The sequence below is a fragment of the Verrucomicrobiota bacterium JB022 genome (assembly GCA_030673845.1).
Classification (GTDB): Bacteria; Verrucomicrobiota; Verrucomicrobiia; order Opitutales; family Oceanipulchritudinaceae; genus WOUP01.
In genome coordinates this window covers 21,929-32,500 of record JAUTCQ010000013.1, presented here as the reverse complement: position 1 = coordinate 32,500, position 10,572 = coordinate 21,929, and the positions used below count along the sequence as shown (strand labels likewise).

The 10,572-nt window shown below is 62.6% G+C and carries 10 protein-coding genes; 6 read left to right on the top strand and 4 right to left on the bottom strand.

Features of this window, described 5'->3' with window-relative positions:
* Positions 1-39: 39 nt before the first annotated feature.
* Positions 40-1,911: a hypothetical protein gene (locus Q7P63_08965; GenBank protein MDP0500220.1), complete on the bottom strand. Its 1,872-nt coding sequence runs from the start codon at positions 1,909-1,911 to the stop codon at positions 40-42.
* Between the two features lie 196 nt (positions 1,912-2,107).
* Here Q7P63_08965 and Q7P63_08960 point away from each other — a divergent pair, with 196 nt between their 5' ends.
* From Q7P63_08960 to Q7P63_08945, 4 genes are all read left to right on the top strand, one after another.
* Complete coding sequence (locus Q7P63_08960; GenBank protein MDP0500219.1) at positions 2,108-2,314, top strand: hypothetical protein; 207 nt, start codon at positions 2,108-2,110, stop codon at positions 2,312-2,314.
* Positions 2,315-2,437: 123 nt separating this feature from the next.
* Positions 2,438-3,859 (top strand): sigma-54 dependent transcriptional regulator, encoded by a 1,422-nt coding sequence (locus Q7P63_08955; GenBank protein ID MDP0500218.1) that lies wholly within the window; start codon positions 2,438-2,440, stop codon positions 3,857-3,859.
* A 232-nt stretch (positions 3,860-4,091) separates the two neighbouring features.
* A complete protein-coding gene (locus Q7P63_08950; protein ID MDP0500217.1) occupies positions 4,092-4,850 on the top strand; it encodes a hypothetical protein in 759 nt (252 codons plus the stop codon).
* Positions 4,837-6,243 (top strand): HAMP domain-containing sensor histidine kinase, encoded by a 1,407-nt coding sequence (locus Q7P63_08945; GenBank protein ID MDP0500216.1) that lies wholly within the window; start codon positions 4,837-4,839, stop codon positions 6,241-6,243. Before Q7P63_08950 ends, Q7P63_08945 begins: the two co-directional genes overlap by 14 nt.
* On the opposite strand, the gene Q7P63_08940 is transcribed toward Q7P63_08945, so the two are convergent.
* Complete coding sequence (locus tag Q7P63_08940; GenBank protein MDP0500215.1) at positions 6,231-6,620, bottom strand: thioredoxin domain-containing protein; 390 nt, start codon at positions 6,618-6,620, stop codon at positions 6,231-6,233. The two genes, Q7P63_08945 and Q7P63_08940, sit on opposite strands and share 13 nt — an antisense overlap.
* A gap of 72 nt (positions 6,621-6,692) precedes the next feature.
* Complete coding sequence (locus Q7P63_08935; GenBank protein MDP0500214.1) at positions 6,693-7,067, bottom strand: hypothetical protein; 375 nt, start codon at positions 7,065-7,067, stop codon at positions 6,693-6,695.
* A gap of 68 nt (positions 7,068-7,135) precedes the next feature.
* On the opposite strand from Q7P63_08935, the gene Q7P63_08930 reads away from it, so the two are divergent.
* On the top strand, positions 7,136-7,354 hold the full coding sequence (locus tag Q7P63_08930; GenBank protein ID MDP0500213.1) for a hypothetical protein: 219 nt from the start codon (positions 7,136-7,138) through the stop codon (positions 7,352-7,354).
* On the top strand, positions 7,351-7,647 hold the full coding sequence (locus tag Q7P63_08925) for a type II toxin-antitoxin system RelE/ParE family toxin (protein MDP0500212.1): 297 nt from the start codon (positions 7,351-7,353) through the stop codon (positions 7,645-7,647). The genes Q7P63_08930 and Q7P63_08925 overlap by 4 nt, the downstream gene beginning before the upstream one ends.
* A gap of 137 nt (positions 7,648-7,784) precedes the next feature.
* On the opposite strand, the gene ppdK is transcribed toward Q7P63_08925, so the two are convergent.
* Positions 7,785-10,508 (bottom strand): pyruvate, phosphate dikinase, encoded by a 2,724-nt coding sequence (gene ppdK / locus Q7P63_08920; GenBank protein ID MDP0500211.1) that lies wholly within the window; start codon positions 10,506-10,508, stop codon positions 7,785-7,787.
* Between the last annotated feature and the right edge of the window lie 64 nt (positions 10,509-10,572).

The following is a 10,572-nucleotide window of genomic DNA, read 5'->3' as shown; positions in this document are numbered from 1 at the left end:
TGACGAACCGAGGGCTGAAAGGGCAGGCGTGGAGCCGGGCTAGCGAACCATTTCGCGGACGCCGGAACCGTCCATCACCTTCTGCGGGACGTCGGCGGCGTCGTCCAGCTCATAGGTATAGCCTTCTTCGAAGGTGATATTGACGGTGGAGTCCTCTTCGGTGGGTGCACCTCCATCAACGTTTTCGTAGATGTTACCGCTAACCTCAAAGCGGCCCGATGGGTTTACATCATCAAACCAGTAGCCAATCGCCGAGCCCGCGTCCTTGAAATAGTTGTTTTCAATCAGGATCTGAGACTTGGTGCGGTGGTTGATGCCGCTGTCGATATTATCGTAGAAGTTATTGTAGATGTGCGCATAGCCGCCGCGATAGAGGGGCAGGCGGCTGCCCGAATTTTGCAACCAGTTGTGGTGCATGATCACTTTGCGGTCGGGGATAGCTTCGACCTCGTCATTGCTGCCTACCAGAATGGTCTTGTGGCTGTCGTAGAGGTGATTCCAAGACAGGATAACGAACTGGGCGTTGTTCTTGATGCTAATCAGCTCATCATACTTGTCTTTGTCCGGGTTGATCTCCAGCGATTCATTATAGAGGGTGCAGTGGTCGATCCAGACGTATGTCGCGTTGTTGACCGAGATGGCGTCGCGCGCGAGCACATAGCGCACCGTCAGATCCTGAATGATATAATTGGTACCTTGCAGCGTGATACCCAGACCATCGAACATCGCCTGATCGTTCACCCCAATGATCGAGATATTGGAGCGGTCGGTGCCGAGCGTGATCTCGCGGGCATCATCTCCACTGGCGATAACCCATTCGTCATAGGTAACTGTGCCGGCGATATTAATGATCGAGGGCTCTTCTGCTCCCTGGAGGCTGGTGTAGACGTTGTAGAGTTCCGTGGCGTTGTTTACGGTGTAGATATTCTCCGCCGGCGCGCCTTGGCCGCCCGTGATCTTTTCCTCCATGCCAGCAAAGCCAGTCACCACATCTTCCATGTAGAGGTAGATGTCTTTTACAGTGACGCTGCCTTGCCACGGCACGGTAATCTCGAGGTAGACTTCGTTGGCCGGGGTCGTCAGAGAGGTTTGCAGCACGATGTCGTCGACGACGTCGCCACCGGAGAGGCGGTGGTTGGTGCTCACATCACCATTGGCGTCTTTCAGACGCACGTAGAAGCCGCTGGTAGTGGCACTGAGATCAACATCCGCCAGCACATCTGCACCGATCTTGCCGCTCACGTCTCCAAGGGCGCTGAGGTCGAGCAGGCCTGTGCCACGTTGCATCGCGATGCGGACGTATTGATTCCCGCGGCTGGCAGCGTTGCGGAAGGTGATGCCGTCTTCGCCTTTTGTGGTGACAATATCTGGGTCTGTATCGACCATGTTCGGGATTTCCGCCGGGGAGATCCGGAGCGAATTGGCGTAGGTTTCTGCCACGGTGTCGGCCGTGAAATTGGCAGTGTTCTCTACATTGACTACGATGGGAGATACTTCCACGAAGGCGGAATTCCAGATGTAGACCCAGCCCTGATCTTGGCCCACGGCATTTTCATCGCGGTAGAACCAGGTCTTCAGGGCGTGCGAGTAGGCCCAGCTGCTGGTAGGAGTTTCCTCATAGATATCCCAACCCGAAAGGCTCGCGGAGTAGGCCCAGGCACCGTTGTCTTCGACGTAGCTCTGAGGCAAATAAACATATTCGCCAAGATTGCGTGGGTAGATCCAGTTCTGGTCGAGCAGGATGCCCGTCCAAACCCAGCCCAGGAAGCCCGGCTCGGTGAAGACCCATCGGGACGTGTCGGGAGTGTAGCCAGCCCAGGAATTTTGAGCCTGCGCCACGGAGGCGAGTGTAGTGAGTGCCAGGAGGGAGCAGATCGCTCCTCCGGAAAGTCGAGGGAGGGGGGACTTCATTCTGATATTATTTGGGGGGTGAAAGGAGAAAATCTAGATGGTATTTCATATGAAATAGATGTCGAGCTAAACAGCACTTTCATGATGAACGGTCGCTAGGGTGGTTGGGCCGTGGACGTGAGCCCGTACGGTTGGCCGGATGCGAAAAGATTAGCTTGCTTCGCGTGCGCGATTTCTACTAGCTTTTCCCTTTACCATGAGCGGACGCATTCAATCACTTTCGGGCAAACGCCGCCCCAAGAAAAAGGCCGCCGGCTCCAAGCCGAACGCCCACCGTCAACGTCAACTGGCTGCCCGCAAGCGCCAGTACCGCAGCAGCGCGCTTTTCGCGAAGCGCGAAGCGCTGAAGGAAGCGATGGCCGAGCGCGCCTCCCAGGTGTCGCCGACTGCCGACGCCCAGTAAGCGTTGCCGTTTTCGATTTGAAAAGCCCCGCCGGTTTCAGGACCTGCGGGGTTTTTTGTGCCTGCGAGGCCCGCATTTAGTGGCTTGGCGAAACCTGTGAGGCGCGTCATGGTTGACCCCGACATGGCGAAGTTGCTGGCCGATCAACGGGTGCTGGTCGTGGAAGACGAGCGTTTCTGGCGCGATGAATTGTGCGACTACCTGGAAGAGCAGGGCGCAGATGTGCTCCCGGTGGGGACGCTGCAGGAGGCCCGCACGGCGGCGGCCGATTGGGAGCCGGATTTCGCCTTGCTGGATGTTCATTTGCCCGACGGAAGTAGTCTTGAGCTGCTGAGAGACGAGGTTTTTGGCCCCACGACTGCAGTGGTGGTGATGACGGCTGAAGGGGGCGTGCAGCTGGCGGTGGAAGCCATGCGCCTGGGGGCCGCCGATTTTCTGGCCAAGCCGTTCGAGCCGGAAGCCTTGCCGCTGGTGTTGCGTCGGGCGCGCGACAACCGGCGGCGCGACCGGATCGAGCAGCACCAGCGCGAAGCGCAGAAGCAGTCGGTCGGCGGCATTTACTTTGGGCAGGCGCTGACCACCTTGCAGCACGAGTTGCAACGCATCCTGCAGGCCGAGCAGCGCTTGCGCCACCACCTGCCGCCGGTGTTGATCGAGGGCGAAACGGGCACCGGCAAGAGCACTCTGGCCCGGTGGCTGCACGAGCAGGGGCCGCGCGCCAGTCAACCGCTGGTGCAGGTCAACTGTGCGACCCTCCCAGATACGTTGGCAGAGTCGGAGCTTTTTGGGCACGAGAAGGGGGCGTTTACCGACGCCCGGGCCAATCGAATCGGCCTGTTTGAGGCGGCGCACGGGGGTACCCTGTTTCTCGATGAAATTTCGAGCCTCTCCCCTGCCGTGCAGGCCAAGGTGCTGACGGCGATCGAAGACCGCTCGATCCGGCGGGTGGGGGGCAATCGGAGCATCCCAGTCGATGTGAGGCTGGTGACGGCGAGCCTGCATGACCTGGGCGAGCTGGTGCATGAGGGGAAATTTCGCGAAGACCTGTTTCACCGCCTCAACCTCTTGCGGCTGCGCCTGCCTTCGCTGCGGGAGCGACGGGCCGATGTGCCGGCGCTGGCGGATCATCTGCTGGATGGGCTCAAGCGCCGCTATCGGCTGCCGGAGGTCAAGATATCCCCGCGCGGCTACCGTGAGCTGCAGGCGTATGCGTGGCCGGGCAACCTCCGCGAGCTGGGGCACGAGCTGGAGAGGGCGCTGATCTTCATCGAAGGCGACACGCTGAATTTCCCACACCTGGGGCAGGCGAGCCTGGGCGCGGAGCCGGAAGGGGAGGGGCTGCCCACCTTGCTCAACCCGTATTGGGCGTTCCCTGCCGAGGGCGAGTTTAACCTGGAGCAGGCGCTGCAGGAGCTGGGGATGGTGCTGATCCAGCAGGCGCTCGACCGGTGCGAGCAAAACGTTTCGGCGGCGGCGCGCTTGTTGGGGGTGCCGCGCGACTATGTGCGCTACCGGCTCAAGACCACGGGCGAGGGCGATGCGTAAATTTTCCCGGCTGCACTTGAGTGGTGGTTAAAACCGGGAACGATTTCCCAGCTCTGGGGCCTTTGGTCGCACAGGGCTGGCCGGCCTTGACCGCTGGTGTTGAAGCGCTTATGGATGAGAGCGCCGCGATGGCAATACTCCTGCAATGGTTCTGCCCATGAAGACGATGCGACTTTGTTTGCTGGGGTGGCTCGCTGCTACCGCCAGCCTGGGAGGGCAACCACCACCCGAGATGCCACCGCCTTTCTCCGGTGGCCCGCCCCCACGCGAAGGGCCGCCAGGGCATCGGAATCTCAAGGCGGTGCCCGACGATGCGCCGCCGGAGTTACGGGAGCTGTGGAAGGAAGTCCAGGCTGGCCGCGAGCGCCTGCGCGAGAGTCGTGAAGCGGCCTTGGCTGTTTTGCCGGCCGCGACGACGCGCCCTCAACGGCGCGACGCGCTCGCCCAGTGGTTCCGTGCCCACGCGCCGGAGCTGGCCCAACAGGAGCAGCTCGAATGGGAGCTGCAGGAGATGCAGGACCTCTATCGCGCAGCCAATCCACCCGAGGGCGAGGCCGTCTTTCCGCCCGAGGTGCAGGCCCAGGTGGATGAGCTGCGTCGGCTGGGGCGCGAGCTGTTGCTGACGCGGCGGCAGGCGCTCAATGCGCTGGGGCCCATGCCGTCGATCCGGGAGCGCGAGCAGGCGCTGGAGCGCTTTCGCACCGAGAATGCCGCCCGTATCGAGGAGGTGCGCCGTCTGACGGGCGACCTCAAGCACTGGTGGCGCACGCAGGGGCAGGCCTTGCAGGTGCCGCGGGGGATCGAGGCCCGTCGAGAAGCGTTTGCCGAAGAGGCGGCGCAGTGGCGGCAGGAGCGAAACCGGCTGCGCAAAGCCCTGGACGAGGCCGAGACCGACGAAGAGCGCGCGGCACTGATCGACGAGTTTCGCGAGTGGCAACGCTCGCGGGTGGACGAACTACGCGGGGGGTGGGGCGAGCATGGCGAACGGTAAACCGCATGTCGCTGCGCCGCGCTTCTGGTCGGTGGTATTGCCGCTGGGGCTGGCGCTGCTCACCGTCTACGGCGGGGTGCTCTTTGCGATTGGCTGGGAGATGCGTGCCGCCTTGCGCGAGAGCCTGATGGCGCGCGATGCGGAGCTGCTCCAGTCGGTCGCGGCACGCGAGCTTGAGCAGCAGCAGCCGATCCCCGGGTTGGGTTACGACTTCCTGAGCCTGGCGCTGGAGGTGAGTGAGCTGAAGGGCGTGGTGGGGGTCGCGCTTTATTCGCCCGAAGGCAGTATCGAGCAGACGGTGCCGCGCAGTCTGTATCCCTCGCCGCTGGAAGAGTCTGCCCGGCTTCAATTAGAGGAAGGCGGGGGCTACAGCCGCTTTCACCCAGGGCTGCGGCTCGATTCGATTTTTCGCGATGCCTCGATCCTCAATCCCGAGCAGGATACGCTGATGGAGGTGTGGGTGCTGCTGCGCGACCCGCAAACCGGCGAGGCGCTGCGGCTGTTGCAATACTGGCTCGATGCGGGCTCGCTGGCGGCCGATTTTGCCGCGCTCGACCAGCGTTTGCTGGCCCAGTACGGGCTCGCGTTTGGGCTCGGCGGTGTGCTGATTGTGGCGCTGGTCGCGGTCGGCTTTGCCCGGGTGCGCCGGTTGAACCTGGCCTTGGTCGAGCGCACGCACGAGCTGGAGCGCGTCAACGAAGAGCTGGTGCTGGCCGCCAAAACGTCAGCGCTCGGGACGATTTCCGCCCATCTGCTGCACGGGCTGAAAAACCCGTTGGCCGGCCTGCAACGGCACCTTGCGCGACAGCCGCAGCTGGAAGAGGCCAGCCGGGTGGCAGACCGGATGCAGCAAATGCTGCAGGAGACGACCCGGATGCTGCGCCAGCACCAGCGCGACTCGCAGCGGCGCTACTCGGTCAACGATTTGAGCGACCTCCTGCGCGACGCCGTCAAGGATCGGGCCGAGGAGGCGGGCGTGGTCCTCGAGGTCAGTGAGGCGCCGGAGGTAGAGCTGCCGATGAAGGACCTCAATCTTGTGGCGCTGATCCTGCAAAACCTGCTGACGAATGCCATCGAGGCGACGCCGCCCGGTCGGGAGGTGACGCTCCATTTCGACCACCGCCCCGAGCGGCTTTGCTGCCGGGTGATGGACGAGGGGCCGGGTCTCCCCGATGCGGTGCACGCGCACCTTTTCACCCCGGTTACGAGCACCAAGGAGGGCGGCACGGGGCTGGGGCTGGCCATTTCGCACTTGCTGGCCCGTCAGGTCGATGCCGAGCTGGTGCTGGAATTCACCGGGCCGCAGGGCACCACCTTCCGCCTCGATGTGCCGGTCGTTACCCCGCCGGCGGGGTGGGGGCGTCATTCGCCCGCCAACGCCTACGATTCTTGAGCCAGCAGCTCCCGGATCGCCTCGGCCATCTGCGCGCCGGAGCGGTTCACCTTCAGGATCTGACGGATTTCCTGCGTCTCGGGATCGTAAACCACCACGATCCCCGTAGGCAGTCGTTGAGCAAACAGCGCTTCGAGGCCCAGCTCGCGAGCCTTTTCCTGAGAGGCGGCCTGGGTGGCATCGCTCGTCAGGTCGAACTTGAGGAACGCGACGTCTGCCTCCTTCAGCTCGCTCTGAGCGGCCTCAAACGCGGGCTCCAGGCGTTTGCAGACGACGCACCAGTCGGCATGAATCTTGACCGCATAAAGCGCCGGTGCCGCATTGAGGGCGGTTGCGAACCAGCACAAGAGGGCGAGCAGGGGGGAGATCTTTTTCATGGCACCTACCATGCTGGACTGCGGGGCGAGTTGCGGCGATCTCTATTCGGCCCTGCTCTGTTGGGGGCTAGGCTAGTCGTCTTCGCGCAGGGTGCGCTCCAGGGCTTTCTTGCCTACGTCGTTCTCGTTGCGGATCACCTTCTGGCGGTCGCCCTTTTTGCTGGGCAGGCCCTTAGGCAGCACGAGCGAATCGTAGCTTTTGCCGTCTTGCAGAAAGAGGTGGGGCATGTCCTGGAAGTCTTCCTCGTCGTCGAAATCGACGAGGAAGTAGCGGCCTCGCTGGCAGGAGTCGTCCTTCTGGTGGTCGGAGTCGGAGCCGACGAGGATCTCGCCTTGCTGGCCACGTACCCACGCAAAATAGCGCTCTTCGTCGAGCACCAGGATCTGGTGGTCGTGCGTGGTGTTGAACAGTTCGTAGTCGCCTTGCTTTCGGATTTTCACGCTCATGCCCTTTCAAGGTGCTTAGCGCATGCCAGTTTGTGGGGGAGGAGGATATGCTTGCAGAGAGGGATGCGATGGCAGATTTTAACGGCATGTCCTTGGAGCAGATCCTTGCTGAAATTCGCCGATTGCCTGAGGCTGAGTTTGCCCAGGTTGCCCGCTCTGTCCATGCCCGCGAGGAAGAGGAGCTGGAGGGAGTATTGCGGCAACGGTCGGCCGATCTGAGTTCGGGCAAGGTTCAGGGCCGGACGCATGAAGAGGTTTTTGGTAACTTGAAGCGTCGGTTTTCGTGAAGATTCTCTACCACCCTGCCTTTGAGCGGGAGCTGACTTCGGCTGCGGAATGGCTGGAAGAGCACGAGGCAGGCTTGGGGCGTCGGCTGATCGAGGAGGTAGAGTCGGGCATCAGCCGGATATTACGACGCCCACAAAGCTTTCGCCGCGATCTCGGGGCACGGCGTTGTGCGGTCAATCGCTTCCGCTACCTCATCTACTTCGAATATGTGAAGGAGGAGTCGCTGGTGCGTGTTTTGGCCCTCGCGCATACTTCCCGCCAACCGGGGTATTGGCGGCGTCGGCTGCGGTAGCTCCGCGCCTCTCTGCGTCTTTGCGGGCGAACGTATCCCCGCCTTCTTCTCCTTTTCGCACAAAAAAGCCCCCGCCCGAGATGCTCGGGACGGGGGCTGAAAGGTGTCTCTGAATCAACTACGCGTGTGGCGTCGCCTTAGAGGGCGGCTTGGGCCGCAGCGAGGCGGGCCACCGGGACGCGGGGGGGCGAGCAGGAGACGTAGTTGAGGCCCACTTGGTGGAAGAACTTGATCGAGGCCGGGTCGCCACCGTGTTCACCGCAGATACCGAGCTTGATGTCGGGGCGGGTTTGGCGGCCCTTTTCGACGGCGATCTTCACCAGGCTGCCGACGCCGACTTGGTCGAGGCTGGCAAACGGGTTGCGGTCGAAGATTTCCAGGTTGCGGTAGTCTTCGAAGAACGAGCCCATGTCGTCGCGGCTGAGGCCGAGGGTGGTCTGGGTGAGGTCGTTCGTGCCGAAGCTGAAGAATTCCGCTTCCTTGGCGATTTCGTCGGCCGTGACGGCGCCGCGGGGCACTTCGATCATGGTGCCGAGCTTGTACTCGATCTTCACGCTCTTTTCCTTCATCACCTCGTCGGCGACGGAGCGGATGATCTTGGCCTGGTTGGCGAGCTCGTCCTTGAAACCGACGAGCGGGACCATCACTTCGGGGTTCACCTTGGTGCCGGCGGCGACCACTTCAGCGGCCGCTTCGAAGATCGCGCGGGCCTGCATTTCGGTGATTTCCGGGTAGGTGATGCCGAGGCGGCAGCCACGGTGGCCGAGCATCGGGTTCTCTTCGTGCAGGGCGGAGACGCGCTGCGCGATGACTTCCGTGGACACGCCGAGCTTGTCCGCCAGGTCGTGGCGGGTGGCGTCGTCGTGCGGGAGGAATTCGTGGAGGGGCGGGTCGAGCAGGCGGATGGTAACGGGGAGGCCGTCCATCGCCTGGAAGAGGCCGACGAAGTCTTCGCGCTGGTAGGGGAGGAGCTTGGCCAGGGCGGCACGACGCTCTTCCTCGTCACCGGCGAGGATCATCTTGCGCATGAAGGTGATGCGGTCGCCTTCGAAGAACATGTGCTCGGTGCGGCAGAGGCCGATGCCTTGGGCGCCGAACTGCACGGCTTCGCGGGCCATCGCCGGGGTGTCGGCGTTGGTGCGGATGCCGAGCGTGCGGGTTTCGTCGGCCCAGCCCATGACGGTGGCGAAGAGGTCGTAGGCGTGGCTTTCTTCCGCCTTCATCTCGCCGGAGAGCACGCGGCGCACTTCGGAGGGGATCGTTTCGATCAGGCCCTGGAAGATTTCGCCGGTGGTGCCGTCGATGGAGATGTAGTCGCCTTCCTTCATCGTCACGCCGCCCGAGGTCAGGGTCTTCTTGGCGTAGTCGATCTTCACGTCGGTCGCACCGCACACGCACACCTTGCCCAGCTGGCGGGCGACGAGAGCGGCGTGGGAGGAGACGCCACCGCGCGAGGTGAGGATACCTTGCGAGGCGAGCATGCCCTTCAGGTCTTCCGGGCTGGTCTCGTTGCGGCAGAGCACGACCTTGCGGCCGGCGGCGGCTTCACGAGCAGCGGTGGTGGAAGAGAAGACGATGTGGCCGGAGGCGGCGCCGGGGCCGGCGGGCAGGCCGGTACCGATGACCTTGGCTTCCTTCTGCTTGGCCGGGTCGAAGACGGGCACGAGCAGGGTGTCGATGGACTCGGCCGGGATCTTCTTGATCGCGGTCTTCTTGTCCATCAGGCCTTCGTTGAACATTTCGACGGCGATGCGGACGGCGGCGAGGCCGGTGCGCTTGCCGTTACGGGTTTGCAGCATGTAGAGCTTGCCCGCTTCAACGGTAAATTCGACGTCCTGCATGTCGCGGAAGTGGTCTTCCAGCTTGGCGCGGACTTCCATCAGCTCGTCGTAGCTCTTGGGCATTTCTTCCTTGAGCTCGCTGATGGTCTTGGGGGTGCGCACGCCGGCGACGACGTCTTCGCCCTGGGCGTTGATCAGGTACTCACCGTAGAACACCTTTTCGCCATTGGCGGGGTCGCGGGTGAAGGCCACGCCGGTGGCGCAGTCGTCGCCCATATTGCCGAACACCATGGCTTGCACGTTGACGGCGGTGCCCCAGGCGGCGGGGATGTTGTACTTTTGGCGGTAGACGTTGGCGCGCTCGTTTTGCCACGAGTTGAACACGGCGCCGACCGCACCCCAGAGTTGCTTCCACGGCTCTTGCGGGAAGGCAGCACCGGTGCGCTCCTTGATGAGCTGCTGGAAGCGGTTGATGAGCTCCTTGAGCTGGTCGACGGAAAGTTCGTGGTCGTAGTGGACGCCCACTTCTTCCTTCAGGCCTTCGAGCACGTGGTCGAAGGGCTCCGGATCGGTGTCGGTCGCGGGCTGAACGCCCATGACGACGTCACCATACATGGCGACGAAGCGGCGGTAGCAGTCGTAGGCGAAGCGCTCGTTGCCGCTCTTCTTGGCGAGGGCGCTCACGGTCTGGTCGTTCAGACCGAGGTTGAGGATGGTGTCCATCATACCCGGCATCGACTCACGGGCGCCGGAGCGCACGGAGAACAGGAGCGGGTTTTCGGTGTCGCCAAACTTCTTCTCGGTTTCCTGCTCGACTTGGGCCACGGCCTGGCGCACTTGGGCTTCAAGCTCGGTCGGGTAGCTCTTCCCGTGGTCGTAGTAGTAGGTGCAGACGTCGGTCGTGATCGTGAACCCGGGAGGCACCGGCAGGCCGATGCTGGCCATTTCGGCCAGGTTCGCGCCCTTACCCCCGAGGAGTTCGCGCATTTTCGCGTTACCGTCCGTCACCTTACCAAAGGCGTAGACGTACTTGTTCGCGTCGCTTGACGCAGGCTGATTTTGGCTGGAGTTAGCAGGCATGCTAGCTACGGTTGAGGTTTGGAGAACAAATCAAAGAGGTTTTTCGAATTAAGCGATAAGCCGA

Bases quoted from the DNA above. Each gene is read 5' to 3' on its own strand.
- Q7P63_08940 (MDP0500215.1), bottom strand. From the start codon at position 6,620: ATGAAAAAGATCTCCCCCCTGCTCGCCCTCTTGTGCTGGTTCGCAACC.
- Q7P63_08960 (MDP0500219.1), top strand. From the start codon at position 2,108: ATGAGCGGACGCATTCAATCACTTTCGGGCAAACGCCGCCCCAAGAAA.
- Q7P63_08955 (MDP0500218.1), top strand. From the start codon at position 2,438: ATGGCGAAGTTGCTGGCCGATCAACGGGTGCTGGTCGTGGAAGACGAG.
- Q7P63_08965 (MDP0500220.1), bottom strand. From the start codon at position 1,911: ATGAAGTCCCCCCTCCCTCGACTTTCCGGAGGAGCGATCTGCTCCCTC.
- Q7P63_08945 (MDP0500216.1), top strand. From the start codon at position 4,837: ATGGCGAACGGTAAACCGCATGTCGCTGCGCCGCGCTTCTGGTCGGTG.
- Q7P63_08935 (MDP0500214.1), bottom strand. From the start codon at position 7,067: ATGAGCGTGAAAATCCGAAAGCAAGGCGACTACGAACTGTTCAACACC.
- Q7P63_08930 (MDP0500213.1), top strand. From the start codon at position 7,136: ATGGCAGATTTTAACGGCATGTCCTTGGAGCAGATCCTTGCTGAAATT.
- ppdK (MDP0500211.1), bottom strand. From the start codon at position 10,508: ATGCCTGCTAACTCCAGCCAAAATCAGCCTGCGTCAAGCGACGCGAAC.
- Q7P63_08950 (MDP0500217.1), top strand. From the start codon at position 4,092: ATGCCACCGCCTTTCTCCGGTGGCCCGCCCCCACGCGAAGGGCCGCCA.